The 26,663-nt window shown below is 73.6% G+C and carries 19 protein-coding genes and 1 pseudogene; 8 read left to right on the top strand and 12 right to left on the bottom strand.

Going from position 1 to position 26,663, the window contains the following annotated elements:
• The first annotated feature begins 117 nt into the window (after nucleotides 1–117).
• Nucleotides 118–1,653 carry a GTPase HflX gene (hflX, locus tag KGD84_RS24150; RefSeq protein WP_220562661.1) on the top strand — a complete coding sequence of 512 codons (1,536 nt, stop codon included), beginning with the start codon at nucleotides 118–120 and terminating at the stop codon, nucleotides 1,651–1,653.
• Between the two features lie 447 nt (nucleotides 1,654–2,100).
• Complete coding sequence (locus KGD84_RS24145) at nucleotides 2,101–3,309, top strand: amidohydrolase family protein (RefSeq protein WP_220562660.1); 1,209 nt, start codon at nucleotides 2,101–2,103, stop codon at nucleotides 3,307–3,309.
• A 452-nt stretch (nucleotides 3,310–3,761) separates the two neighbouring features.
• Here the strand turns inward: KGD84_RS24145 and holA are convergent, their stop codons facing one another.
• The 5 genes and pseudogenes from holA to KGD84_RS24120 all read right to left on the bottom strand — a co-directional run bounded on the left by holA (nucleotide 3,762) and on the right by KGD84_RS24120 (nucleotide 10,294).
• On the bottom strand, nucleotides 3,762–4,724 hold the full coding sequence (gene holA / locus KGD84_RS24140) for a DNA polymerase III subunit delta (RefSeq protein WP_220562659.1): 963 nt from the start codon (nucleotides 4,722–4,724) through the stop codon (nucleotides 3,762–3,764).
• Nucleotides 4,725–4,773: 49 nt separating this feature from the next.
• Nucleotides 4,774–7,077: pseudogene (locus tag KGD84_RS24135) on the bottom strand (ComEC/Rec2 family competence protein); the annotation flags it as partial.
• A 39-nt stretch (nucleotides 7,078–7,116) separates the two neighbouring features.
• Entirely contained in the window at nucleotides 7,117–8,826 is a 1,710-nt protein-coding gene (locus KGD84_RS24130) for a ComEA family DNA-binding protein (RefSeq protein WP_255646774.1), read from the bottom strand.
• A gap of 107 nt (nucleotides 8,827–8,933) precedes the next feature.
• Nucleotides 8,934–9,203 (bottom strand): 30S ribosomal protein S20, encoded by a 270-nt coding sequence (gene rpsT, locus KGD84_RS24125; protein WP_220562658.1) that lies wholly within the window; start codon nucleotides 9,201–9,203, stop codon nucleotides 8,934–8,936.
• A gap of 182 nt (nucleotides 9,204–9,385) precedes the next feature.
• The gene (locus tag KGD84_RS24120; RefSeq protein WP_220562657.1) at nucleotides 9,386–10,294 is read right to left on the bottom strand and encodes a hypothetical protein; all 909 of its coding nucleotides are present in this window, start codon (nucleotides 10,292–10,294) and stop codon (nucleotides 9,386–9,388) included.
• A 197-nt stretch (nucleotides 10,295–10,491) separates the two neighbouring features.
• Between KGD84_RS24120 and lepA the strand changes: the two genes are divergently transcribed.
• On the top strand, nucleotides 10,492–12,330 hold the full coding sequence (lepA, locus tag KGD84_RS24115; RefSeq protein ID WP_220562656.1) for a translation elongation factor 4: 1,839 nt from the start codon (nucleotides 10,492–10,494) through the stop codon (nucleotides 12,328–12,330).
• Between the two features lie 146 nt (nucleotides 12,331–12,476).
• On the opposite strand, the gene KGD84_RS24110 is transcribed toward lepA, so the two are convergent.
• The 4 genes from KGD84_RS24110 to KGD84_RS24095 form a co-directional block, all read right to left on the bottom strand.
• Nucleotides 12,477–13,367: a sugar ABC transporter permease gene (locus tag KGD84_RS24110; RefSeq protein ID WP_220562655.1), complete on the bottom strand. Its 891-nt coding sequence runs from the start codon at nucleotides 13,365–13,367 to the stop codon at nucleotides 12,477–12,479.
• Entirely contained in the window at nucleotides 13,364–14,977 is a 1,614-nt protein-coding gene (locus KGD84_RS24105) for an ABC transporter permease subunit (protein ID WP_220562654.1), read from the bottom strand. The genes KGD84_RS24110 and KGD84_RS24105 overlap by 4 nt, the downstream gene beginning before the upstream one ends.
• Before the next feature lie 2 nt (nucleotides 14,978–14,979).
• On the bottom strand, nucleotides 14,980–16,221 hold the full coding sequence (locus KGD84_RS24100) for a sugar ABC transporter substrate-binding protein (protein WP_220562653.1): 1,242 nt from the start codon (nucleotides 16,219–16,221) through the stop codon (nucleotides 14,980–14,982).
• 448 nt (nucleotides 16,222–16,669) lie between these two features.
• Entirely contained in the window at nucleotides 16,670–18,271 is a 1,602-nt protein-coding gene (locus KGD84_RS24095) for a glycoside hydrolase family 13 protein (RefSeq protein WP_220562652.1), read from the bottom strand.
• Nucleotides 18,272–18,367: 96 nt separating this feature from the next.
• Between KGD84_RS24095 and KGD84_RS24090 the strand changes: the two genes are divergently transcribed.
• Nucleotides 18,368–19,429, top strand: coding sequence for a LacI family DNA-binding transcriptional regulator (locus tag KGD84_RS24090; RefSeq protein WP_220562651.1), 1,062 nt, complete (start codon nucleotides 18,368–18,370; stop codon nucleotides 19,427–19,429).
• 67 nt (nucleotides 19,430–19,496) lie between these two features.
• A complete protein-coding gene (gene hemW / locus KGD84_RS24085; RefSeq protein ID WP_220562650.1) occupies nucleotides 19,497–20,729 on the top strand; it encodes a radical SAM family heme chaperone HemW in 1,233 nt (410 codons plus the stop codon).
• A gap of 90 nt (nucleotides 20,730–20,819) precedes the next feature.
• Here the strand turns inward: hemW and KGD84_RS24080 are convergent, their stop codons facing one another.
• The 3 genes from KGD84_RS24080 to KGD84_RS24070 all read right to left on the bottom strand — a co-directional run bounded on the left by KGD84_RS24080 (nucleotide 20,820) and on the right by KGD84_RS24070 (nucleotide 23,570).
• Nucleotides 20,820–21,569, bottom strand: coding sequence for a DUF4870 domain-containing protein (locus KGD84_RS24080; RefSeq protein ID WP_220562649.1), 750 nt, complete (start codon nucleotides 21,567–21,569; stop codon nucleotides 20,820–20,822).
• Between the two features lie 42 nt (nucleotides 21,570–21,611).
• Nucleotides 21,612–21,947 carry a DUF4870 domain-containing protein gene (locus KGD84_RS33845; RefSeq protein ID WP_478354366.1) on the bottom strand — a complete coding sequence of 112 codons (336 nt, stop codon included), beginning with the start codon at nucleotides 21,945–21,947 and terminating at the stop codon, nucleotides 21,612–21,614.
• A gap of 792 nt (nucleotides 21,948–22,739) precedes the next feature.
• Nucleotides 22,740–23,570, bottom strand: a complete 831-nt coding sequence (locus tag KGD84_RS24070; protein ID WP_220562648.1) for a DUF3097 domain-containing protein — start codon at nucleotides 23,568–23,570, stop codon at nucleotides 22,740–22,742.
• Nucleotides 23,571–23,710: 140 nt separating this feature from the next.
• Between KGD84_RS24070 and hrcA the strand changes: the two genes are divergently transcribed.
• The 3 genes from hrcA to KGD84_RS24055 are packed head-to-tail and all read left to right on the top strand — an operon-like array spanning nucleotide 23,711 to nucleotide 26,605.
• On the top strand, nucleotides 23,711–24,724 hold the full coding sequence (gene hrcA, locus KGD84_RS24065; RefSeq protein ID WP_220562647.1) for a heat-inducible transcriptional repressor HrcA: 1,014 nt from the start codon (nucleotides 23,711–23,713) through the stop codon (nucleotides 24,722–24,724).
• 4 nt (nucleotides 24,725–24,728) lie between these two features.
• Nucleotides 24,729–25,868 carry a molecular chaperone DnaJ gene (gene dnaJ / locus KGD84_RS24060; protein ID WP_220562646.1) on the top strand — a complete coding sequence of 380 codons (1,140 nt, stop codon included), beginning with the start codon at nucleotides 24,729–24,731 and terminating at the stop codon, nucleotides 25,866–25,868.
• Nucleotides 25,865–26,605 carry a 16S rRNA (uracil(1498)-N(3))-methyltransferase gene (locus tag KGD84_RS24055; protein WP_220562645.1) on the top strand — a complete coding sequence of 247 codons (741 nt, stop codon included), beginning with the start codon at nucleotides 25,865–25,867 and terminating at the stop codon, nucleotides 26,603–26,605. The genes dnaJ and KGD84_RS24055 overlap by 4 nt, the downstream gene beginning before the upstream one ends.
• The last annotated feature ends 58 nt before the right edge of the window (nucleotides 26,606–26,663 follow it).

Below are 26,663 nucleotides of genomic sequence, written 5' to 3'. Positions count from 1 at the left end.
GCCTGCGATAATTCAGGTGCCCCGCCGGGAAGCGCGTGTCACCATCGACGGGGTGGTCCGCGCGGCGCGGACCGGGAAGAATCACCCCGGTGATCGCGTTGACCCACCTGGAGGGATATGAGTACTGCTGAAACCCGTGGAAGCACCCGCGCGGCCTTCGAGGCCGCCGACGAGGAGAGGCTCCACGACACGTTCGCCGACGGGAACGGGACCGACAGCGGTGAGGGGTCCCGTCGCGACACCGGCGGCGACCGTCACCCGTACGGGGACGTCCCCGACCAGGGCGAGATGGAACTCGCCGACCGGCACGCGCTGCGCCGCGTCCAGGGGCTGTCCACCGAACTCACCGACATCACCGAGGTCGAGTACCGGTCGCTGCGGCTGGAGCGCGTCGTCCTGATCGGCGTGTGGACCAGCGGCACCCAGGCCGACGCCGACAACTCGCTGGTCGAGCTGGCCGCGCTGTCCGAGACCGCCGGGGCCATGGTCCTGGAGGGCCTCACCCAGCGCCGCTCCAAGCCCGACCCCGCCACCTACGTCGGCAAGGGCAAGGCCGCCGAGCTGCGCGACATCGTCGAGTCCACCGGGGCCGACACCGTCATCTGCGACGGTGAGCTCACCCCCGGCCAGCTGCGCCAGCTGGAGGACGTCGTCAAGGTCAAGGTCGTCGACCGCACCGCGCTCATCCTGGACATCTTCGCCCAGCACGCGCGCAGCAGCGAGGGCAAGGCCCAGGTCGAACTGGCCCAGCTCAACTACCTGCTCCCGCGCCTGCGCGGCTGGGGCGACAGCCTGTCCCGCCAGGCCGGCGGGTCCGGTGGCGGCGGCGCCGGCGGCGGCGTGGGCCTGCGCGGTCCCGGTGAGACCAAGATCGAGACCGACCGGCGGCGCATCAACGACAAGATGGCCAAGCTGCGCAGGCAGCTCGCCCACATGCGCATCGCCCGCGACGTCAAGCGCGACGTCCGCCGCACCCGCCAGGTGCCCTCGGTGGCCATCGCCGGGTACACCAACGCCGGCAAGTCCAGCCTGCTCAACCGGCTGACCGGCGCCGGAGTCCTGGTGGAGAACGCCCTGTTCGCCACCCTGGACCCCACGGTCCGCCAGGCGCGCACGCCCGACGGCCGGGCGTTCACGCTCAGCGACACCGTCGGGTTCGTCCGGCACCTGCCGCACCAGCTGGTGGAGGCGTTCCGGTCCACCCTGGAGGAGGTCGCCGACGCCGACCTCATCCTGCACGTGGTCGACGGGTCGCACCCCGACCCCGAGAGCCAGATCGCCGCGGTGCGCGAGGTGTTCGCCGACATCGACGCCACCGACGTGCCCGAGCTGATCGTGGTCAACAAGGTCGACGCGGCCGACCCGGACGTGCTCAAGGCGCTGCGCACCCGCTACCCCGACATGGTCGAGGTCTCCGCCCGGACCGGGGAGGGCGTGGCCGCGCTGGTCACCGCCCTGGCCGAGTCGCTGCCCGAGCTCGCGCACGAGGTGCGCGTCCGTGTGCCCTACTCGCGCGGCGACCTGGTCGCCAAGGTGCACGAGGAGGGGCGCGTCCTCGCGGAGGAGCACACCGAGGAGGGCACCGAGCTGCACGCCTTCGTCTCGCAGGTCCTGGCGGGCAGGCTGGAGGAGTTCGCCCTCAGCACCGCCTGACCGGCCCTCGAACGGGCCCGGCCGCACGGCCGGGCCCGTTCCGTGCGTCCGGAGCCGGATGCGCCGCGGCCGGAGGGGTCTCACGTTCGCGAACGGGGGTCCGCGTGCCCGCCGGACATCGGATGTCCGCAGGTCGCCGCGGGCGGACATGGGGTTCGTCACGTCGGCCTCTCGCGAGGTATACGGCGGAACGCTCGCATTCGTCCCTGTGGAGAGGTGTACACGGAGTCCGGGAATGGACTACGGTTTTGGAGCACCTGCCGCAGCCCCAGAGCCCGGCGGACACGGCGCGCCCGGCGCGCCGCGATCCCCGACCCGCGCGGCGGTGCCCCCGGCCGCCCCCGTCGGCCCTGTCGGATCGTTCCAGATACGAGGTCGCCATGTCCGCCCGTTCCCTGCACGACCCCTCCCTTCCCTCCACGCGGCGGAACTGACCGGCGGCTGACCATGGCGGTCGTACTCCTCAGCAACATCGGTCGGTTGTGGACCGGCGACGAGATGCTGACCAAGGCGGCGCTCCTGATCGACGACGAGCGGGTGGCCTGGGTCGGCCCCGCCGCCGAACTGCCCCAGCACCTGCCCGGGGTCTACGACGACCTCACCGACGTCGACGACATCATCAACATCGGCGGCGGGCTCATCACGCCCGGACTCATCGACGCCCACTGCCACCCCGTCTACGCGGGCGACCGCTACGCCGAGGTCAGCATGTGGGCCAAGGGCGCCTCCCAGGGGGACATCTTCGCGGCCGGGGGCGGGGTGTCCACCACCGTCACCATCACGCGCGGAACCGACCCCTGGACGCTGTGCAACGCCGTGCGGGAGCGGCTGCGGCACTGGGTCATCACCGGGACCACCACCGTCGAGGCCAAGACCGGCTACCACCTGACCCGCGACGGCGAACTGGCCGACGTGCGCCTGCTGCGCTCCCTGGAGGAGGAGCCCGGCATGCCGCGCCTGCACATCACGTTCTTCCCCGCCCACGGGGTGCCGCCGGAGTTCTTCGGCCGCCCCGCCGAGTACGTCGCCACCGCCGCCTCCTGGCTGGCCGACGCCGCCCAGGTGGGCGCCGACGGGGTGGACGTCTACTGCGACAACCGGCAGTTCACCACCGACGACGCGCGGATGCTGCTGTCCGTGGGCCAGTCCGTCGGGCTGCGCACCACGCTGCACGCCTGCTCGCGCCCCCGCCACGGGGCGGTGCGCATGGCCGCCGAGCTCGGCTGCACCTCGGTGGACCTGCTGCACGAGACCGACGACGAGGACATCCTGGCGCTGGCCGCCACCCGCACCCCCGTGGTGGCCTGCCCCACCACCTCGCTGCACGAGCGCCGCCGCCCGCCGGTGCGGTCCCTGCTCGACCACGGGGTGCCCGTCGGGCTGGGCACCGACCACAACCCCGGGCAGAGCGGCGCCACGTCCATGCCGCTCATCATCTCCCTGGCCGTGGCCATGTTCCAGATGACCGTCCAGGAGGCGCTGCACGCCGCCACCGTCGGCGGCGCCCGCGCCCTGGGGATCGCCGACCGCGGCATGCTCACCCCCGGCAGCCTCGCCGACCTGGTCCAGTGGGACGCCGACCACGAGGGCGCGTTCGCGTGGTCGATGGGCCTCAAGGCCCTGCACGTGTGGCAGGGCGGCCGCACCATCCACTAGCTGAGGTGCGCCGGCGGGCGGCCCCGGCCGGGGGCCTGCCGCGAGCGCTGCGCCGCGGAGCGGGCGCCGGCCTGTCCGGACGGGACCCGGGGCCGCGACCGTCCGGGACGAGGGGGCGGCCGGGGCCTGCCGCAAGTGCTGCGCCGCGGAGCGGGCGCTGGCCTGTTCGGGCGGGACCTGGGACCGCGGCCGACAGGTACGAAGGCGAGGCCGGGCCGCCTGCCGCGAGCGCTGCGCTGTGGAGCGGGCGGTGGGCCTGTCCGGGCGGAACCCGGAACCGAGGCCGACAGGTACGAGGGCAAGGCCGGGTCGCCTGCCGTGGAGCGGGTGACCGGCCTGTCCGGACGGAACCCGGGGCGTGACCGCCGGGACGGGCGGGCCGGGGGCCCCGACGCGGCCGTGCCGGAGCCTCGGTCCGGCTCCGCGCCTCGACCCGCCCGGAGAAGCAGGGCCTAGCGGCGGCCGCGGGCCCGGGCGATCTCGATGACGGCGCGCTCCAGGGCGTACTCCGGGTCGCGGCCCGCGCCCTTGATCAGCGCGTCGGTCTCGGCCACCACCGCCATCGCCCGACCGATGCCCGCCGGGGACCAGCCGCGCGCCTGCTGGCGCAGGGTGCGCAGCTTCCACGGCGGCACCTTGGCGCTCTTGGCCAGGTCGGCGTCCGAGCCCCCGCGCGAGGGGCCCGCCACCACGGCGATGCCGCGCACCGCGCCCGCCAGCGCGCTGTTGATCAGCACCGGGGCGGTGCCCACCGCCAGCGACCAGCGCAGCTGCTCCAGCGCCTCGGGCAGGCGGCCCTCGACCGCGCGGTCCGCGACGGTGAACCCCGACGCCTCCGCCCGGCCCGAGTGGTAGCGGGCCACCGCGGCGGCGTCCACCCGCCCCTCGGTGTCGGCGATCAGCTGGGTGCAGGCCGCCGCGATCTCGCGCAGTTCGCTGCCGACCGCGTCCAGCAGCGCCTGGGCGGCGTCCGGGGTGATCTGCCGGCCCGCCGCCGAGAACTCGGCCTTGACGAACGCCACGCGCTCGGGGCCCTTGGTCGGGCCCTTGCAGTCGATCCGGGCCGCCCCCGCCTTCTGCGCCGCCTGCAGCAGGGCCTTGCCCTTGTTGCCGCCCGCGTGGGTCAGGACCAGGGTGACGTCGTCGGCCGGGTCCTTGAGATAGGCCGTCACCGTCTCGGCCAGGTCCTTGACCAGGTCCTGGGAGGAGCGCAGCACGACCACCCGGCGGTCGCCGAACAGCGACGGCGAGGTGACCTCCACCAGGGTGTGCGGGCCCACCTGGGCGGGGACCAGATCGTGGACGTCCACCTCCGGGTCCTCGGCGCGGACGGCGGCCACGATGGCGGCGACGGCCCGGTCGACGAGGAGTTCCTCGTCGCCGACGATGAGCGTGATCGGGGCGGGTGCAGGCATACCACGAGCATGCCACGCCCCACCGACCTCCCGCGCGCCGAAGCGACCGGTCGGGGCCCCGGACCAGCGCCACGGGGCCCTCGCCGGTGCCGACCACCGCGATGTCCCCCGACAGGTCGGTGCGCAGGTCCAGCGCGCCCATCCGGCGCAGCACGCTCTGCGTGAACGGCGCCGGGTGGCCGTAGGGGTTGTCGGCGCCCACTGAGGTCAGCGCGATCCGCGCCCCCGTGGCCTCCAGGAACTCCGGGACCTGCGCGGCCGACCCGTGGTGGGGGACCGCCAGCACCGCCACGGCCAGCGGCTCCCCGAGCAGCCGGCGCTGCGCCTCCTCCTCGACGTCGCCGGGCAGCAGCACCGAAAGGTGAGGGGCATCGGCGCGCACCACCACCGAGCCGTCGTTGACGGAGCCGCGGAAGCCGGGCGGCGGCCACAGGACGCGCAGCGTCCAGGCGCCCACGCGCAGCCGGTCCCCGCGTTCGGCGGCCGCCTGCTCCACCCCGGCCCCCGCGAGCAGCCCGCCCACCGGGGAGCCGCCGAACCCCGGCGGGACCAGGGCCCGGTCCACCCGGCGGTGCCTCAGCACCCCGGAGGTGCCGTCCACGTGGTCGGCGTGGTCGTGGCTCAGCACCAGCAGGGGGACCTCGCGCACGCCCAGGCGCTCCAGGCAGGCGTCGACCGCCTCGGGGTCGCGGCCCGTGTCCGCCACCACCGCGGCACCGGGAGCCACCGACAGCACGAAGGCGCTGCCCTGGCCCACGTCGCAGGCCGCCACCGCCCAGTCCCGCGGCGGCCACCCGCCGGGCAGGCAGCGCGCCGCGGCGGCCAGCAGCAGCACCGCCGCCGTCCCGGCGGCGAGCACCCGCCGCACCCGGCCCCGGGACACCACCAGCGCCACCACCAGGACGGCCAGCAGCAGCGCCCCCGCGAGGTCGGTCCGCCAGGGCAGCGCCCCGTACGGGACGCGGGCGCCCGCCTGCGCCACCGCCGCGATCCAGGCCACGCCCCAGCCGGGCACCACCGCCACCGCGGCCGCCGCCGTCGGCGCGACCACCGCCAGGGCGGCGACCAGGGAGCCCAGCACCGTCACCACCGCCACCACCGGGGCGGCCAGCACGTTGGCGGGGACCGCCACCCACGACACCTCACCGGACAGGGTCACCACCACCGGGGCGACCGCCAGGTGCGCGGCCACCGCCACGGCCAGGGCCTCGGCCACCACCCGGGGGACCGACGCCGACCACTCCCGGGTCCAGCGCGGCACCAGCAGCACGATGCCCGCGGTGGCCAGCACCGACAGCGCGAAGCCGTAGGAGGACGCCAGGGCGGGGGCGGCGAACAGCACCCCCACCACGGTCACGCCCAGCGCGCCCAGCGCCATGTGGGTGCGGCCGGTCGCCAGCGCCAGCAGGGCGAGGGAGCCCATGAAGGCGGCCCGCACCACGCTGGGTTCGGGGCGGCAGACCAGGACGAACAGCCAGATCATCACGGCCCCGCCCGCCACCGTCCACCACGGCGGCGCGCGCACCAGGCGGCCCAGCGCCACGACCACCCCGGTCAGGATGGCGAGGTTGGCGCCGCTGACGGTGAGGAGGTGCGTCATCCCGGTCGCCCGGAAGTCCTCCGCCACCTGTTCGTCCACCCCGGAGGTGTCGCCGACGATCAGGGCGGGCAACAGCCCGCGCTCGGGCTCGGGCAGGCCGGCGGCGGCGCCGCGCAGCCCGGCCCGCACGTCGCCGGCGAACCGCTGCCACCGGTCGGGCGGGGCCACCTCCAGGGGCGGGCCGCGCACCAGGACCAGGGCGCCGAGGAAGGGGTCGTCCTCGGCGGGGACGAACACGCCGCGGGCGGTGAGGGACTGGCCGGGCAGCAGCCGGGGCCACTCCCGGCCGGAGGCGAGCAGGACCACGGGTTCGGCGTTCCCCGGGCGCCCGTCCGCTGCGCTCACCCGCGCGTGGACGAGCCACTCCGGCCGGCCCGGCCGCGGTGTCCCGGCGCGCGCCCGCGGGTCGCCGGTGACCCGGGCGGTGAACTCCACCTCGCCGCCCGCCTCCACGGCGGCCCGGGCCGCGCCGACCGCCACCCGGTGCACCTGGACCCCGGCGACCACCGCGACGGTCCCGGCGCAGGCCAGCGCGGCGGCGGTGGTCAGCGCCAGCGCCTCGGCCGGCGCCCGCGCCAGCAGGAACACCAGCACCGCCGCGCACCAGGCCGCACCGCCCAGCGCCCACGCCGCCCAGGGCGGTGCCGCGAGGGCGGCCAGCGCGGCCGCCCACGCGGCCGCGGCGGGCACCACCGACCGCAGGTCCACCGGCCGCCCCACCCCGTACCCGTCCGTCCCCAGCCACACCACCACCTCCACCACCTCCTTCCGGGGCGCTCCGGGCCCCGGTCCTCAGCCGACGGTCACGTGCGGGCGGATCTCCTCCAGGGTCTTGGCGCCGATGCGGTCGACGTTGAGGAGGTCGTCCACGCTGGTGAACGGCCCGTTGGCCTCGCGGTAGGAGACGATGTTGACCGCGGTGACCTCGCCCACGCGGGGCAGCGTCTCCAGCTCCGTCTCGTCGGCTTGGTTGATGTTCACCAGCGGGCCACCGGCGGTGCCCGCGGACGGGGCCGCCGCCTCCGGCTGCGGCAGGCCCACCAGGATCTGCTCGCCGTCCACCAGGGAGCGGGCCAGGTTGAGCAGGTCCATGTCGGCGTCGGGGAGTGCGCCCCCGGCGGCCTCCACCGCGTCCGCCACCCGCGAACCGGGTGGCAGCGTGTACAGCCCGGGGTCCTCGACCTCGCCGCCCACGTGCACGACCACGTCCGCCTCGGGGGAGGCCGCCGCGGCGCTGGGCGTGGCCGCCTCGGCGGGGAGCGTGTGCGCGACGGTCTCGGGCGCGACGACCTCTGTGGGGCGCTCGCGCAGGAGCAGCACGGCGGCGACCGCGGCCACCGCCACGACGAGCAGGGCCGCCACGGCCCGCCGGGACATGGTCGCCTCGGGCGGCCACCGCCGCGCCAGCCGCTCCACGAGCCCGCCCCGCGGGGGGAGGAACTCGGTGTACCCGCTCGGCACCCGAGGGATCCGCTCCTCCCCGTCCCGCCGGGCAGGGGCAGCGCCGTCCGCGCCCCCGCGCACCCCGGAGCCGGGGTCCCCGTCGGCCCGCCGCCGCGCCCCGGCGCCCGCGCGCCGCCACGCCGACACCGTGCCGAGCCCCTCGTGCCCCGGCTCGCCCCTGTCACCCGCCGACGTCCCGCCCGCGTGCGTGGAGCCGCCGTTCGGATCGGGGCCGCGCCCGTTCCGAGAGCGCCCCGCCGTGGGCCGTGCGTCTCGGCCAGGAGGCGTCCCGCCCGCACGCAGAGGGCCATCGCCCGAGGTGGGTTCGTCCCCGTCACGCGCCAGCGCCCGGCCCGGGCGCGGGGGGCTGCCGTCAGGGCCGGGGTCGCGCCCGTCCCGGGGGTGCCCGGCCATGGAGCGTGTGTCGTGGTCCGGGGTGGTCGTGTAGGAGAGGCTGTAGGCCGCGGCGGGGACGCTCCCGCTCCGGGGGCGCTGCGGGATAGGGCGTGTGTCCCAGGGCGGGGGCGCCTCGGCCGGGTGGGTGGAGCCGTCGTCCGGGGGCGGTCCGTTCCCGTTCCGGGGGTGCCCGGCCATGGAGTGTGTGTCGTGGTCCGGGAGTGCCCTGCCCGCACGCGGGGGGCCACCGTCCGGGGTGGGGTCGCTCCCGCTGCGGGTGCGCTCCGGGGTGGGGTGTGTGTCCCAGGGCGGGGCGGTGGTCGGGGGCGCCCCGGACGGGCGGGGGCGGGCCGGGTGGAGGCGCTCGGTGGTGCCGTCGGTGAGGGGCGGGTGGGGGAGCCGGGCGCCGGTCCACGGGGGCGGGTCGCGCGGCGGCGGGGTGCGCACGGTGCGGGCGGCGTCCGGCTCCGGGTCCGGGGGCGCCGGGGCGCGGTCGTGCGGGTCGCGCTCGGGCCAGGCGTCCACCGAGTACGGGGCGCTCGGGATGCCCTCGGCGGGTTCGGGGGCGGGGCGCGGGATGCGGGCGCGCAGCCGGCGCGCGGCCGGTGAGGCGTCCAGGCCCAGGGCCCGGAGTCGTTCCTGCTGGTCGTTTCGAGGGGTCATGAGCCCAAGGTAGGGAGCCCGGTCACCGTGTGCCAGCGGGTGTGCGCGGCCTGTGGATAACCCGAAGGCCCGGCCCCCGCACGGGGCCGGGCCTTCGGGGAAGGGCTCTAGGCGCTCTGCAGGTCGTGCAGGCGCTTGGCGATCGCGCTCTTGCGGTTCGCGGCCTGGTTCTTGTGGATGACGCCCTTGCTCACGGCCTTGTCCAGGGCGCGGGCGGCGGAGCGCTGGGCCACGGTGGCCTGCTCGACGTTCCCGGTCTCGGCAGCCTCACGGAACCGGCGGACGGCCGTCTTCAGCGAAGAGCGCACCGCCTGGTTGCGGACACGGGCCTTCTCGTTCTGCCGAATGCGCTTCTTCTGCGACTTGATGTTCGCCATGCGAAAACGTGCTCCAGTTGATCTGTGCTTGTGCGCCGGTCGATCCGCGGGCTCTGCTCACGGGCAGCCGTTCCGTGAGCGGCCGACACGGGCGTCGACGCCGGGTGTGTGGTTCCACAGGGCTTGAAAGAACGTGGAAGTCCGAGACACGGACTTCCAGTATGCCGCATGGCGCCCACTGCTCAGCCCAGCCACCCTGCCGTGTAGAGCCGCAGGTCCGCCGGATCGGACAGGCTCACCCCCAGGCGCACCCGCTCGGGAGCCTGCGCCCGCGTCGTGCCGATGCGGATCGCCGCCAGCGCCGTCTCCGCCTGCTCGCCGGGGGGCACCCCGAAGCGGACCGTCACCTCCTCGCGGGTGCTCAGCGCCGACACCGCCTCGGTCACCTGCCGCACCGTGAACCCGCCGTCCATGGCGTCCGCGGGCATCCCCGGGTCCGTCCCCGGCAGCACCACCTCGTCGGCGTGCTCGGTCACCCGCGCCAGGTACCCCTTGGACCAGTACTTCTCCTCGCCGTTCATGAGGAAGGACGGGATGCGCCCGCCCGGGGCCAGCTCCACGTGGTGCGCCAGCACCGACAGCACCGCGTCCCCGCCCAGCTCCCCGCGCACCATCTCCACGAGCGCCGGCATCGACGGGTCGTTGACGGTCACCGGCCGGATCTCCAGGTGCACCCCCGCGTACCCCTCGGCGGTCTGCGCCGCGGCCGGGGCGAGCCTCTCCCGGGCCTGCCGGTCGAACCGGTCGCTCAGCAGCGACGACCCCTCGGTGGCGTGCCGCAGCCAGGCCAGCGCCCGCACGTCCGGGTACCCCTCCACCAGGGGGCGCAGGTCGTCGGTGGCGGTCACGTCCCCGTCGGCGCCGATCTCCCCGGCGAGCAGGTACACGGTGTCCACCGCGCCGGTGTCCAGCAGCGCGCGCAGGTCCCCGGCGTCGTCGGCGGAGTCCACCCACACGGCGTCGGTCCCCTGGGAGACCGCCCACGCCGCCGGGGTCCCCGAATACTGGGCGGCCAGCAGCACCCCCACTCCGGCCAGGACGACGGCGACCGCCGCCGCACCCGCCAGCAGCCGGGTCAGAAACCACTTCACCGCCGCCACCCCCACGGTTCGCGCGCCCCGAGTGGCTCGGAGGTCGCATAATCTGGACACCGGACAGTCCCGCGTGCGCGACCATACTGTCGCACCGTCCGCCGCCCGCCCAAGGGGAGGGCGCGCACTCCTCCGTGGGAGGATGGACGACGGCCCCGCGGGCCGCACACCCCGAACCCTTAGTCGAACGGAGCACGGTGGCACAGCCGAACCGGACCGATCCCGCGCTGATCCGCAACTTCTGCATCATCGCGCACATCGACCATGGCAAGTCGACGCTGGCCGACCGGATGCTCCAGATCACCGGCGTCGTCGAGGACCGTCAGATGCGGGCCCAGTACCTGGACCGCATGGACATCGAGCGCGAGCGCGGCATCACCATCAAGTCGCAGGCCGTGCGCATCCCGTTCACGGCGCTGGACGACAAGACCTACACCCTGGACCTCATCGACACGCCCGGGCACGTCGACTTCACCTACGAGGTCTCCCGCTCGCTGGCCGCCTGCGAGGGCGCGGTCCTGCTGGTGGACGCCGCCCAGGGCATCGAGGCCCAGACCCTGGCCAACCTGTACATGGCGCTGGAGAACGATCTGACGATCATCCCGGTGCTCAACAAGATCGACCTGCCGGCCGCCCAGCCGGAGAAGTACGCCGAGGAGCTGGCCGGCATCATCGGCTGCGAGCCCTCCGACGTGCTCAAGGTCAGCGCCAAGACCGGCGAGGGCGTCGAGGAGCTGCTCAACGAGATCGTCCGGCAGATCCCGCCGCCGATCGGCGACGCCGACGCCCCGGCCCGCGCGATGATCTTCGACTCGGTCTACGACACCTACCGCGGCGTGGTCACCTACGTCCGCGTGGTGGACGGCCGCCTCAGCCCGCGCGAGCGCATCCAGATGATGTCGACCCGGGCCTCCCACGAGATCCTGGAGATCGGCGTCAGCTCGCCCGAGCCCACCAAGTGCGACGGCCTGGGCGTGGGCGAGGTCGGCTACATCATCACCGGTGTGAAGGACGTGCGCCAGTCCAAGGTCGGTGACACCATCACCGCCCTGAACCGGCCCGCCACCGAGATGCTGTCGGGCTACCAGGACCCCAAGCCCATGGTGTTCTCGGGCCTGTACCCGATCGAGGGCACCGACTACCCGGTGCTGCGCGACGCCCTGGAGAAGCTCCAGCTCAACGACGCCGCCCTGGTGTTCGAGCCGGAGACCTCGGCGGCGCTGGGCTTCGGCTTCCGCTGCGGCTTCCTGGGCCTGCTGCACCTGGAGATCACCCGCGCCCGGCTGGAGCGCGAGTTCAACCTCGACCTCATCTCCACCGCGCCCAACGTGGTCTACCGGGTGGAGATGGAGGACGGCACCGAGCACGTGGTGACCAACCCGAGCGAGTTCCCGGCGGGCAAGATCGCCGCGATCTACGAGCCGATGGTCAAGGCCACGGTGCTCAGCCCCTCGGACTACATCGGCCAGATCATGGAGCTGTGCCAGGAGCGGCGCGGCGACATGCAGGGCATGGACTACCTGTCCGAGGACCGCGTCGAGATGCGCTACACCCTGCCGATGGCGGAGATCGTCTTCGATTTCTTCGACCACCTCAAGTCCCGCACCAAGGGCTACGCCTCCCTGGACTACGAGCCCACCGGCGAGCAGCGCGCCGACCTGGTCAAGGTCGACATCCTGCTCCAGGGCGAGGCCGTGGACGCCTTCTCGGCGATCGTCCACAAGGACAAGGCGTACACCTACGGCGTCGAGATGACCAAGAAGCTGCGCGAGCTCATCCCCCGGCAGCAGTTCGAGGTGCCGATCCAGGCGGCCGTCGGCGCCCGGGTGATCGCCCGCGAGAACATCCGCGCCATCCGCAAGGACGTGCTCGCCAAGTGCTACGGCGGCGACATCAGCCGTAAGCGCAAGCTGCTGGAGAAGCAGAAGGAGGGCAAGAAGCGCATGAAGATGGTGGGCCGGGTCGAGGTCCCCCAGGAGGCCTTCATCTCCGCGCTGTCCACGGACACCAGCGGCGAGGACAAGAAGAAGAAGTAGTCCTCCCGCCGAGAACGCCGCGCAGGGGTGCCCCGCCACGGGGCGCCCCTGCGTTGTTGTGCCGGTCAGGCAGCGGCGGGCACGGACGAGGGGCGCCCCCCTCGGGAGGCGCCCCTCGTCGCGTGTACGGCGGGCCGAGGCCCCTGTCAGCCCTTGACCGCTCCGGCGGTCAGCCCCTCGGTGATGTACCTCTGGAGGAACCAGAACACGATCAGCGTCGGCAGGGACAGCATGACCGCCCCCACCGAGAACATCCCGAAGTTCGCGTTGCGCTGCGACTCCACCAGCTGGTACAGGCCCAGCCCCAGGGTCTTGGCGTCGGTGTCGCGCAGGAACACGCTCGCCATCAGGAACTCGTTGATGGTGGAGATGAACACCAGCAGGCCCACGATCGCCAGCACCGGCGTGACCAGCGGCAGCATGATCCGGAAGAACACCTGCGCGTGGGTGGCCCCGTCGATCTGGGCGGACTCGTCCAGCTCCGTGGGCACCGTGTCGAAGAAGCCCTTCATCAGCCACGTGTTGATGCTCAGCGCCCCGCCCAGGTACACCAGCAGCAGCCCCCACCGGGTGTCGAACCCGATCTCGGGCCGGTACTCGCCGACGGTGCTGAACATCAGGTAGATCGCGACGATCGCCAGGAACTGCGGGAACATCTGGATGATCAGCAGGCCGATCATCCCCACCCGGCGGCCCCGGAACCGCATCCGGCTGAACGCGTACGCGGCCAGCGCCGACAGGAACACCGTCGCCGCGGCGTTGGCCACCGCGAAGAACAGCGAGTTGGCGTACCAGGTCGTGAACGGCGTGTTCCGGAACAGGTCCACGGCGTTGTCGAGCCCGGCCCCGGTCGGCCAGAGCCGGGCGCTGCTGAGCGTGCCGACGGGGTTGACCGCCGCCGACACCACGAACAGCACGGGGAACAGCGCGAACGCCGCGACGGCGATCATCACGACGTGCCGCCAGCCGAACCGCGCCGCCCACAGCGCGAACGCGGAGCCGGTACTGCGCCGGTACCCCCGGGTCGTCGCGGTCATCGGTCCACCTCCTGCAGGGCCTTGCTGCGGCTGAGGCTGATCACCGACATCACCGAGACGATCACGAAGATCATCACCGACAGCGCCGCCGCGTACCCGTACTCGGCGGTGGCCTGGCTGAACGCCATCCGGTACGTGTAGGTGATGAGCAGGTCGGTGGCCCCCGCGGACGGGTCGTCCGGCGGGAACGGCCCGCCCTTGGTGATCAGCCACACCGCGTTGAAGTTGTTGAAGTTGAACGCGAACGTCGCGATGAGGATCGGCGTCATCGCGACCATGAGCATCGGCAGGGTCACGTGCCGGAACGCCTGCCAGGCCCCGGCCCCGTCGATCCGCGCCGCCTGGGTCAGCTCCCGCGGGATGGCCTGGAGGGCGCCGGTGGCGACCAGGAACATGTACGGGTAGCCGAGCCACACGTTGGCGAGGATCACCGCGAACCGGGCCGTCCAGGCGTCGCCCAACCAGTCGACGTTCGTGCCGAGCAGCTGGTTGAACAGGCCGAAGTCGGTGTTGAACATGTCCCGCCACAGCAGGTACATGGCCAGCGAGCTCATCGCGTACGGCAGGACCACCAGGATCCGGTACGCCTGCTTCCCCCGCAGTTTCGGTACGTGCAGGGTGAGGGCGACCGCCAGGCCCACCACGAACACCAGGCCGGTGACGGCCACGGCGAAGCCGATGTTCCACACCAGGATGGAGAAGAACGAGGAGGCGAAGGTGGGGTTGAACAGGAACCGGGCGAAGTTGTCGAAGCCGACGTTCACGCGCCAGCCCTGGGCGAGCCGCTCGCCGTCCTCGCTGTAGAACGCGCCGCGCTCGTCGTCCGCGGTGTAGACGACCCCGGTCGAGGCGTCGGTGATGCAGTCGCACCCGGCGTCGTAGACCCGGGTGGCCCGACCCTCGTAGGCGGTGGAGAGGCCGCTGGCCCGGATGCCGGCGCCGTCGCCGACGGGGACGGCGAACTCCTCCAGCTCCTGGCTGCGCGCGTTGACCTGCGCGGGGGACAGGACGGTGTAGCCGAACGCCTCGGTGACCCGGCCGGAGGCGGGGTCGACGGTGGCCTCGTCCAGGGGCCGCAGCCCCTCGATGTCGCCGGCGTAGGCGGCGCCCTCGGGGTCGGTGAGGAGGAAGACCAGCTCGCCGCTCTCGGGGTCGCCGGTGGTCGCGACGGTGAGGCCGAACTCGCGGCCCTGCTCGGCGCGGGTCACCGAGTACGCCTCGATGGCGGCGATCGCCTGTTCCTTGTCGCCGCGGTGGCCGTCGCTGAAGTTCGTGACCGAGGTGCTCATGGTGTAGAGCACCGGCAGGATCTGGAACGTGATCAGGAGGAGGACACCGGGGAGCAGGTACTTGAGCGGCACCGTCCTCTTGGACAGGTACACCCAGTAGACGAGGACGAGCACGGCCGCGACGACGGCGATGCCCGCCCAGTTGCCGCCGACGTACAGCGGCAGGGCGGCCCAGACCCCCAGGGCCGTGAACAGGCCGAGCAGGGCGATCTTGACGACCTGGCCCCAGAGGGAGCCGGAGCCGGCGAAGGCGCCGCCGGGCAGTGACGTGCGGGCGGGCGCCCCCGGGGCGGGGGCGCCCGCGCTGCTGCGGGAGGACACTCCTAGCCGCCGATCTTCTCGGCGATCGTTTCGTGGGTGCTCTCCATGGTCTCGCGCACGTCGGCACCGCCGATGATCGCGGCCTCGGCCTTGCCCAGGGGCTCCCAGGTCTCGCCCATCTCGGGGATGGACGGCATGGGCATGCCCTCGGCGCCGGCCTCGGCGATGGCGGCGATGTTGGCGTCGTCGGCGGAGACCTCCTCCAGCGCTTCGAGCTGGACCGGCGTGCGCGGGTCGGACTCGTAGAGGCTGAGGATGAACGCCGGGTCGGTCACGTGGTTGGCCAGGAACTCCTGGGCCAGGGCGCTGTTGGCGCTGCCCTCGGTGACGAAGAAGGCCTGGTAGCCGATGTAGGGGCGGGCCGGGCCCTCGCCCTCGAAGCCCGGGATGGGGCTGATGGCGTACTCCAGGTCGGCGGCGTCGGCGTCGCCGATGTTCCACGGGCCCGCGATGAAGAACGGGGCCTCGCCGTCGAAGAAGAGGGCGGCGTCGTTCTGGGTGTCGATGGAGCGGCGCAGCACACCCTGGCCGGCCTCGCCGTACTCGGCGATCTTCTCCATGGCGGCGATGGACTCGTCGCTGTTCAGGCCCAGGTCGGTCGGGTCCCAGTTGCCCTCGTCGTCCTGGCCGAAGAGGTAGCCGCCGGCGGAGGTGAACAGGGCGTTCATCCGGTAGGGGTCGCCCTCCTGGCCCACGGCCATGGACAGGACCTCGCTGGTCTCGCCGCTCTCCTTGAGGGAGGTGCCGACCTCGACGAGCTCCTCGAAGGTCTCCGGGGCGTCCGGGGCCAGCGCGGTGTTGCGCATGAGGAAGATGTTCTCCTGCGAGTACGGCACGCCGAAGAGCTGGCCGTCGTAGGTGAGCGCCTGCACCGAGGTCTCGTCCAGCGTCTCGGCGCGGTGCTCGGGCAGCTCGACGGGCTGCACGGCGCCGTTGCGGACCAGGTTGCCGGTCCAGTCGTGGGCGCCGATGAAGATGTCGGGGGCGTTGCCCGCCTGGTGGGCGTTGAGCAGGTCGCCCTGGATGTCGCCGAAGGCCAGCTGCTGCACGTCGACCTTGATGCCGTTGGTGTCGGCGAAGCTCTGCGCGGCGGCCTCGATGGCGGCGGCCCGCTCGGGGTCGGACCAGATGACGAGGGTGGTGTCGGTGCCCTCCTGGGCGTCCTCGCCGCCGCCTCCGCAGGCGGTCGCCATCAGGGCGGTCGCGGCGAGGGCCGCGAACGCCGGTGCGCTGCGCAATCTCATGGTGTCTTCCTTCCGGGAGGACGGACTGAGGAGGTCGTGCGTGCGGTCCGCCGGGGGTTCCGGTGCCTGCCTCCGCCGTGCGTGGTGATGTGACGTTAGCAATAACTTGCAAGCATTGAAAGACTTTGCAGGCGCCAGGGATAAAGATGTGGAAACACCATGGAAACGACGGTGTGATCCGATCCGGTGCGTCGTTGCGGGGTCACTCTGGGATGATCATATCTGTGACTTCGCACCATTTGGTCACACCATTCCCCTGGCGCCTGTAAGAACCCGACGCAACCCGGCCGTTCTTTCGGCAACCGGTCCGTACCGGCCGCCCGCCGTCGGTCCCGCCCGCCGTCGGTCCCGCCCGCCGTCGGTCCCGCCCGTCCCGGCGACGGGGCCGGACGCGGCGGCGGCCGGGCGCCGCGAGGACGCCCGGCCGCCGGTTCGCTGCTCGAACGGGTCAGACGCGCAGCCAGACGGCGGTCTCGCCCGGCAGGGACAGCACGCCCCCGGCCGGCGCGGGGACCGGGCCGCTGGCCAGCAGCACCTCGCCGTCCGCGGCCACCTCCGCCGGCTCGGCGCCGAGGTTGACCGCGACCCGGACGCCCGGCTCGCGCTCGAAGAAGAGCACACCCTCGGGGGCGTCCAGCCAGCCCATCGCCCCGTCGCCGAGCGCGTCCAGCTCCCGGCGCAGCCCCAGCGCCCGGGTGTACAGCTCCAGGGTGGAGCCCTCCACCCCGCGCTGGGTGTCGCGCGCCAGTCCGCCCCAGCCCTCCGGCATCGGCAGCCACGGCGTGGAGCCGGCGGGGCCGAACCCGAACGGCGCCTCGCCGGACTCCCACGGCAGCGGCACCCGGCAGCCGTCGCGGCCGCGCTCGGTACGGCCCGAGCGCTCCCAGGTCGGGTCCTGGAGCGCGTCCTCCGGCAGGTCGGTGACCTCCGGCAGGCCCAGCTCCTCGCCCTGGTACAGGTACACCGAGCCGGGCAGCGCCAGCATCAGCAGCGTGGCCGCGCGCGCCCGGCGCAGCCCCTGCTCCCCGCCGCCGAACCGGGTGACGTGGCGGGTCACGTCGTGGTTGGACAGCACCCACGTGGTGGTCGCGCCCACGGCGCCGTTGGCCGCCAGGGAGCCGTCGATCACCTCGCGCAGCCGCGCCGCGTCCCACGGGGCGGTCAGGTACTCGAAGTTGAACGCCTGGTGCAGCTCGTCGGGGCGCAGGTAGCGGGCCACCCGCGCGGCGTCCTCCACCCACGCCTCGGCGACCATCGTGCGCTCGCCCGGGTAGGAGGCGGCGATCGCCGACCAGCGCCGGTAGATGTCGTGCACGCCGTCCTGGTCGAAGTACGGCAGCGAGGTGCTGCCGTCGAGCAGGTCCGCCTTGGCGTCCTCGGCGATGTCGGGCAGTGCCGGGTCCTTGACCATGCCGTGCGCGACGTCGATGCGGAAGCCGTCCACACCCCGGTCCAGCCAGAAGCGCAGCACGTCGTCGAACTCGTCGTGCACCTCCTGGGAGGTCCAGTCCAGGTCGGGCTGCTCGGCGTCGAACAGGTGCAGGTACCACTGCTCGGGGGTGCCGTCCGGGCGCTTGAGCCGGGTCCAGGCCGCCCCGCCGAAGATCGACTTCCAGTTGTTGGGCGGCTGCTCGCCGTCGGGGCCCTTGCCGTCCCGGAAGATGTACCGGGAGCGGGCGGGGTCGCCGGGCTCGGCCGCCACGGCCTCGCGGAACCACCGGTGCGCGGAGGAGGTGTGGTTGGGGACCACGTCGATGATCACGCGGATTCCCAGGCCGTGCGCGGCCTCCAGCAGCGCGTCGAAGTCCCCGAGGGTGCCGAAGCGGGGGTCGACGTCGCGGTAGTCCGCCACGTCGTAGCCGCCGTCGGCCAGCGGGGACACGTAGAAGGGGGTCAACCAGATCGCGTCCACGCCGAGCTCCGCGAGGTGCGGCAGGCGCTCGCGGATGCCCGCGAGGTCGCCCTCGCCGTCCCCGTTCGCGTCGGCGAAGCTGCGCACGTAGATCTGGTAGATGGCCGCGTCGCGCCACCAGTGCGACTCGTGGGTCATCGTGGGGGTCCTTCCCGATCGGTGGCTGCAAGTTCTTGCGCAAGGTTACCGCCAACTTTCAACCATGTGACGACCATCTCGACTACAGTTGCGCCCATGGGTCCACGACTTGCCGACATCGCGCGGCACGCAGGTGTCAGCGAGGCGACGGTCTCACGGGTGCTCAACGACAAACCGGGCGTTGGCAGCGAAACCCGCAAAGCCGTCCTGACCGCGCTGGACGTCCTCGGATACGAACGCCCCGCCCGGCTGCGCCAGCGTTCCGCGGGCCTCGTGGGGATGGTCATCCCCGAACTGGACAACCCCGTCTTCCCGATGTTCGCCCAGGCGGCCGAGGGGGCGCTGGCCCAGCGCGGCTACACCCCCGTCCTGTGCACGCAGACCCCCGGCGGGATAACGGAGGACGAGTACGTCGAGCTGCTCCTGGAGCGCAACGTCTCGGGCATCCTCTTCGTCTCCGGCAAGCACGCCGACACCACCGCCTCCCACGAGCGCTACCGCTCCCTGGTCTCCCGGCGGCTGCCCATCGTCCTGGTCAACGGGTTCGCCCAGGAGATCCCCGCGGCGTTCATCTCCTGCGACGACCGCGAGGCCGGGCGCCTGGCCGTCGACCACCTGGTCGCCCTGGGGCACACCCGCATCGGGTTCACCAGCGGCCCCGAGCGCTACGTCCCGGTGCGCCGCAAGCTGGAGGGCTACCACGCGGCGCTGCGCGACCACGGCCTGGACGGGGCCGACCTGGTGGAGCTGTCGCTGTTCGGCGTGGAGGGCGGCCACGCCGCCGCCACCCGGCTCATCGACCGCGGCGTCACCGCGATGGTGTGCGGCTCCGACATGATGGCGCTGGGCGCCATCCGCGCGGCCCGCCAGCGCGGCCTGCGCGTCCCCCGCGACTTCTCCGTGGTGGGCTACGACGACTCCCAGCTCATCGCGTTCACCGACCCGCCGCTGACCACCGTGCGCCAGCCGGTCCACGCCATGGCGCTGGCCGCTGCCCGGGCGCTGTGCGACGAGATCGCCGGGCACCCCGTCTCCCACACCGAGTTCGTGTTCGGCCCCGAGCTGGTCGTGCGCGGCTCCACCGGCATCGCCCCCGGCGCCGGGCCGGGCGCCCCCCGCACCCCCGACGGCGCCGCCGTCCAGGGCTCCGCGCTCTGACCCCCGGCCGGGCCGGGGCGCGACCCGCCGGGACCGGGCACACACGCGGGTCGGTGACACTGGGTACATGCCTTCCGTTGCCCTCGACGGCGAACCCGTACCGCGCACCGGCGACCTGCCGGAGGCCTCCCTCGCCGAACTCGGCGACCGGCCGCTCGGGTTCTACGTCCACGTGCCCTTCTGCGTCACCCGCTGCGGCTACTGCGACTTCAACACCTACACCGCCGAGGAGCTGGTCTCCCGCGACGGAACGGCGGTCGCCTCCCGCGACACCTACGCCGACCAGGCCATCGCCGAGATCGCCCTGGCCGACCGGGTCCTGGCGGGCCCCCGGCCCCGGGTGAGCACCGTGTTCGTGGGCGGGGGGACCCCCACCCTGCTGGCCGCCGACGACCTGGGCCGCATCCTCGCCGCCATCGCCGACCGGTTCGGCCTGGAACCGGGCGCGGAGGTCACCACCGAGGCCAACCCCGAGACCGTCACCCCCGAGTACCTGGCCCGCCTGCGCGAGGCCGGGTTCACCCGGGTGTCGTTCGGCATGCAGAGCGCCCGGGCGCACGTCCTGCGCGTCCTGGAGCGCGGCCACACCCCCGGCCGCCCCGAGCAGTGCGTCGCCTGGGCCCGCGAGGCCGGGTTCGAGCACGTCAACCTCGACCTCATCTACGGCACCCCGGGGGAGGGCGACGACGACTGGCGGGCCTCCCTGGACGCCGCCGTGGCCGCCGGCCCCGACCACGTCTCCGCCTACTCCCTCATCGTGGAGGAGGGCACCCGCCTGGCCGCCCGGGTGCGCCGCGGCGAGCTCGCCGAGCCCGACGACGACACCATGGCCGACCGCTACCTCATGGCCGACACGGTGCTCGCCGAGGCCGGGTTCACCCCCTACGAGGTGTCCAACTGGGCGCGCACGCCCGAGGGCCGCAGCAGGCACAACATGCTCTACTGGACCGGCGCCCACTGGTGGGGCGTGGGCCCCGGCGCGCACGGCCACGTGGGCGGCACGCGCTGGTGGAACGTCAAGCACCCGGCCGCCTACGCCGCCCGCCTGGCCCAGGGCTCCAGCCCGGCCCAGGCCCGCGAGGTGCTCACCGAGCAGGAGCGCCGCTTCGAGCGGGTGCTGCTGGAGCTGCGGATCGAGCAGGGGTGCCCGCTGGACCTGCTCGAACCCCCGGGCCGGGAGGCCGCCGCCCGCGCCGTCGCCGAGGGGCTGCTGGACGCCGACGCGCACCGCGCCGGCCGCGCCGTGCTCACCCGCCGGGGACGGCTGCTCGCCGACGCCGTGGTCCGCGACCTCACCTGAGCGGCGCCCGCCGCGAGCGCGGCGGGGGACACACGACGAGGGGCCCGGTCCGAGGACCGGGCCCCTCGCGGCGTCCGCGGAGCAGTGGGCCTACTTGATCCAGGAGACGTTGAACGGGTAGCGGTACCACTCGCCCTTGTTGGCGGCGACGCCGCCCAGGATGCCGAAGACGACGGCGGCGACCCAGCACAGGAACCAGGTGATCATCCCGATGAAGACGAACATCAGGATGCTGGACACCACGTAGCCGATGAGGACCAGCAGCTGGAAGTTGAGGGCCTGGGCCGCCTGGTCGCGGACGAACGGCGACTCCTCGCGCTTGATCAGGTAGATGATCAGCGGGACGATGAAGCCGAGCAGGCCGCCGCCCAGGTGGGCGAACAGGCCGAACTGCCGCTCGTCCTGGCTGGGCGGGGCGCCCGTGGCCGAGCCCGGCTGGGCGCCGTAGCCGCCGTGCGGGTAGCCGGCCGCCTGGTAGCCGCCGGTCTGGTCCTGGTACCCGCCCGGGGGCGGGTAGCCCCCGGGGGCCCCGGGCGGCGGCGGGTAGCCGCCGGGCTGCTGGGCGCCGGGGGGCGGGTAGCCGCCGGACGGGTCGTGGTAGCCGGGTGCCGCGTGGCCGCCGGAGGGGTCCTGCTGACCGGGCGCCGGGTAGCCGCCGGACTGGCCCTGGTAGCCGGGCGCGGGGTAGCCGCCGGACGGGTTCTGCTGACCGGGCGCGGGGTAGCCGCCGGACGGGTTCTGCTGACCGGGCGCGGGGTAGCCGCCGGACTGGTCCTGGCCGCCCTGCTGCGGGTGCTGGCCGTAGGGGTCTTCCGGCGGTGGCGTGTTGGGGTAGGACATCTCGGGTTCCTTAGGGACGGGTGCGTTCGCGGGTGCGGTCGGTCACTTGAGCAGACGGATGCTGAACGGGTAGCGGTACCACGCCCCCTTGTTGGCTCCGTTGGCTCCTAGGACGCCGAACACGATCGAAACGATCCAGATCAGGGCGATCAGCAGGGAACCGATCCACGACAGGTTCGGGAAGAAGATACCCAGACCGATGAAGACCACCCCGGCGAAGATGTACGGGATGAGCAGCGTGATCTGGAAGTTCGCCGCCTCGGAGGCGTGGTGGCGCACGTACGGCGAGGTGTTCCGCCTGGCGAAGTAGATCGCCAGCGGGGGGATCCAGCCCAGGCAGGCGATGATGAAGCCGGACAGGTGGGCGAGCATCGCCATCAGGACGTCGTTGTCGCCGTTCTGGACCGGGGCGCCGGAGGCACCGGCCCCGGGTTGCGGCTGCCCGTACTGCGGCTGCCCCTGGGGTACACCGTACTGCGGCTGACCCTGCGGCTGCGGCTGCTGCGGGGCCCCGCCGTACGGGCCCTGGTCCCCGTAGGGCGGCTGGGCCTGCGGCTGAGGCGGGCCGTAGGGCGGGGCGCCGGGCGCCGGGGCGAAGCCGGGCTGGCCCTGTCCGTACTGCGGCTGCTGTGCCTGCGGGGGCTGCGCCTGGGGCTGCTCGTACTGCGGCTGCCCGCCGTACTGTCCGTACCCCGGCTGTCCGCCCGAGGGCTGGCCGTACTGCCCGTATCCGGGCTGGGAGCCGGAGGGCTGCGCGTGGCCCGGCTGCTCGCCGGAGGGCTGCCCGCCGTACTGCCCGTGGCCGGGCTGTCCGCCGGAGGGCTGGCCGTACTGGCCGTACCCGGGCTGGGAGCCGGAGGGCTGCGCGTACCCCGGCTGCTCTCCCGAGGGGCCGTGGGCGGGGTACCCGCCGGACGGCTGCGCGCCGTACTGCTCCTGCCCCCGCTGCTCACCGTACTCCGGGGAGTAGGGGGACGGCGCCTGCGGCTGCTCGCCGGAGGGCGGGCCCTGGTTCGGGTCCTCCGGGGACGGGGGATTCGTCGGGGTCTCGCTCATGCTCTTCCTCGGCTCCGCTGGTGAGGGGCGCTATCTCGTGTCTACCGGGCCGTACCGACGACCGGAGGCAGAAACCGGCCTCGTGTCCGGTCTGAATCCTAGGCGCAAGGGGGGTCACGGTCCGTGCGGGCCGGTGACGAAATCGATGAGTTCCTCCACCCGACCCGACAGGGCCGGTTCCAGGTCAGCATAGGTTCGCACCGAACCCAGGATCCGGCGCCACGCCTCACCCGTGCTCATCCGCCAGCCCAGCGCCTCCAGGACCCCCTCCTTCCAGGGGACCCCCCTGGGCACCTCGGGCCAGGCGCGGATGCCCAGCGCGGCCGGCCGCACCGCCTGCCACACGTCGACGTAGGGGTGGCCCGCCACCAGGACGTCCCCGCCCCGCACCCGCTCGGCGATCCGCGACTCCTTCGACCCCGGCACCAGGTGGTCCACCAGGACCCCCAGGCGCCGCCCCGGGCCGGGGGTGAACTCCGCCACGATCGCGGGCAGGTCGTCGACCCCCTCCAGGAACTCGACGGCCACCCCCTCCACGCGCAGGTCGTGCCCCCACACCTTCTCGACCAGCTCCGCGTCGTGGGCGCCCTCGACGTAGATCCGGCCCTCCCGGGCCGTGCGCGCCCTCAGGCCCTGGACGGCGACCGAGCCGGAGGCGCTGCGCAGCGGCCCCCGCGGCGCGGCGGACGGCCGCACCAGGGTCACCGGCTCGCCGTCCACCAGGAAGGCGGCCGGTTCCAGTGCGAACACCCGGCGCCGCCCGTACCGGTCCTCCAGGGTCACGGTCGCCTTGTCCCAGCCGACCACCGCGCCGCAGAACGCCTCCCCGGCGTCCTCCACCACGAGGTCGCGGTCGAGCGGGACCTCGCGGACCCTCCGCTCGGGTCGGTTGCGCGCCGAGGCCAGCACATCGCGGCCGTACCGGCCGGTTCCCTTGGTAGCCACGGTGGTGCAGTCTACAGACGGCGCCCCCCGCCGGCGGGGAAGGCGCCGCGCCGGCGCCGCACCCGCCCGCGGAGCGGCCGGGGTTTGCGTCCGGGCATAGAATTAGCACTGAGGACCATCGAGTGCCAGGAGGTGGCGAGTTGCTGGATGAGCGCAAGCTCGCGGTCCTGCGTGCCGTCGTCGAGGACTTCGTCAGCACCAACGAACCGGTGGGGTCCAAGGCCCTCGCCGACCGCCATCGGCTCGGGGTCTCCCCGGCCACCATCCGCAACGACATGGTCGCGCTGGAAGAGGACGGGTACATCACCCAGCCCCACACCAGTGCCGGGCGCGTGCCCACGGACAAGGGGTACCGGCTCTTCGTCGACCGCCTGTCCTCGGTCAAGCCCCTCTCGGCCGCGGAGCGCCGCGCCATCGAGTCGTTCCTCAACGGCGCCGTCGACCTCGACGAGATCGTCGCCCGCACGGTCCGGCTGCTCGCGCAGCTCACCCGCCAGGTGGCGATCGTCCAGTACCCGTCGCTGACCCGCTCCTCCGTCCAGCACGTCGAGCTGGTGCCCCTCGCGGGCCAGCGGCTCATGCTGGTGGTCATCACCGACACCGGCCGGGTCGAGCAGCGCGTCATCGACGGCCTGGGCGAGGTCGACGCCGACGCGGTCGCCGACCTGCGCGGCATGCTCATCCGGGCCACCGCCGGCCTGCACCTCGCGGAGGTCCCCGGCGCGGTCGAGGACCTGCCCCAGCAGGTTCCCGAGGAGAACCGCGCCATGGCGGCGTCCGTCCTGTCCGTACTGCTGGAGAGCCTGGTCGAACGCCACGAGGAGAAGCTGGTCCTCGCGGGCACGGCCAACCTCGCGGCCGTCGATTTCGCCGCCAGCCTGAGGGACGTCCTGGAGGCGTTGGAAGAGAACATGGTCCTCATCCGTTTGCTGGGTGAGGCGAAGGACCCGTCGATGCTCACGGTGCGCATCGGCGCGGAGAACTTCCACGAGGGGCTGCGGTCCACCTCGGTCGTGTCGGCCGACTACGGTGTGGGAAACCAGTCGCTCGCCAAGATCGGTGTCGTGGGACCCACCCGGATGGACTACCCCGGGACGATGGGGGCGGTACGCGCCGTTGCTCGGTATGTCGGACAGATTTTGGCAGGACAGTAACTCAGTGGCCAGAGACTATTACCAGGTCCTCGGTGTGCGTCGCGACGCTTCCAAGGACGAGATCAAGAAGGCGTACCGCAGGCTCGCGCGCGAGCTGCACCCGGACATCAACCCGGACCCCGCCACCCAGGAGCGCTTCAAGGAGGTGACCCAGGCCTACGAGGTCCTCTCCGACGAGAACAAGCGCCGGATGTTCGACATGGGCCAGGACCCCTTCGCCCCGGGCGGGGGCGGCGCGGGCGGCTTCGGCGGCGCCGCCGGGTTCCCGTTCGACGACATCATGAACGCCTTCTTCGGCGGCGGCCAGGCGGGCGGGCGCGGTCCCCGCGAGCGCGTCCGGCGCGGGCGCAGCATCAAGATCCGCGTCGAGCTGGACCTGGCCGAGACCGCGTTCGGCGTCACCAAGGAGATCACCTTCCCCACCGCCATCCTGTGCGCCACCTGCCAGGGCGAGGGGACGGCCGCCGGCACCCACCGCACCACCTGTGACATGTGCCACGGTCAGGGCGAGGTCTCCCAGGTCACCCGCTCCTTCCTCGGACAGGTCATGACCTCCCGCCCCTGCCCCCAGTGCGGCGGCCAGGGCTCGGTCATCCCCGACCCCTGCCCCGACTGCGCGGGCGAGGGCCGGGTGCGAGAGAAGGTCACCCGCACCGTCAAGATCCCCGCGGGCGTCGACGACGGCACCCGCATCCAGCTCGCCGGCGAGGGCGAGGTCGGCCCCAACGGCGGCCCGCGCGGCGACATCATCCTGGAGATCGTCCAGCGGCCGCACCCCACCTTCGAGCGGCGCGGCGACGACCTGCACTGCACGGTCACCGTCCCCATGACGGCGGCCGCGCTGGGCGCCTCCTTCGCCTTCGAGACCCTCGACGGCACCGAGAACATCGACCTGCGCCCGGGCACCAACTCCGGCCACGTCATCACCCTGCCCAACAAGGGCGTCACCCACCTCGACGGCGGAGGCCGGGGCGACCTGCGCATCCGCGTCGACGTGGAGACCCCGGGCAAGCTCGACGAGGAGCAGGAGGGGCTGCTGCGCAAGCTCGCCGAGCTGCGCGGCGAGGACCGCGCCCCGGGCCGGTTCAGCCCCGGCCACGGCGGCCTGTTCGCCAAGCTCCGCGACGCCTTCGGCGCCAAGTGACGCCGCCGGTCTTCCTCGCCGACACGGCCGAGCTGGCGGCCGACACCGTCACCCTCACCGGCCCGGAAGGGCACCACGCCGCCGCGGTGCGGCGCCTGCGGGCCGGTGAGGCCGTCGACCTGTCCGACGGGCTGGGACTGCGGCTGCGCTGCACGGTCGTCGACACCGGCAGGGACCACATCGTCTGCCGGGTCCTGGAACGGACCCTGGAACCCGCTCCGCGCCCGCGGCTGACCGTGGTGCAGGCCCTGGCCAAGGGCGACCGCGGCGAGACCGCCGTGGAGACGATGACCGAGGCCGGGGTCGACGCGATCGTCCCCTGGTCGGCCGAGCGCAGCATCACCCGCTGGAAGGGCGACCGGGCGGCCAAGTCACTGGCCAAGTGGCGGGCCACCGCCCGCGAGGCCGCCAAACAGGCCCGCCGGGCCCGGCTGCCCGAGGTGGCCGAGCCCGCCGACCGGACCGCCGTCGCCGAACTGCTGGCCGCCGCCGACCTGGGCGTGGTCCTGCACGAGGACGCCGGCCTGCGGCTGTCGCAGGTGCCGGTCCCCACCGACGGCGACGGGGCGGGCGTGGTCCTGGTGGTGGGCCCCGAGGGCGGCTTCTCCGACGCCGAACTGGACGCCTTCGACGCCGCGGGCGCCGTGCGCGCCCTGCTGGGCCCCACCGTCCTGCGCACCTCCACGGCGGGGGTGGCCGCGCTCTCCGTGCTCCAGACCCGCACCGGGCGCTGGTAGCCGCGGGATCCGGCCGCCGCCGAGACGGCCGCACACAGAAACAGAAGAAGGGGGCCTC

It is taken from the genome of Nocardiopsis changdeensis (genome assembly GCF_018316655.1).
GTDB lineage: Bacteria > Actinomycetota > Actinomycetes > Streptosporangiales > Streptosporangiaceae > Nocardiopsis > Nocardiopsis changdeensis.
The sequence above is the reverse complement of the archived record's forward strand: the minus strand, read 5'-3'. Positions and strand labels throughout refer to the sequence as shown.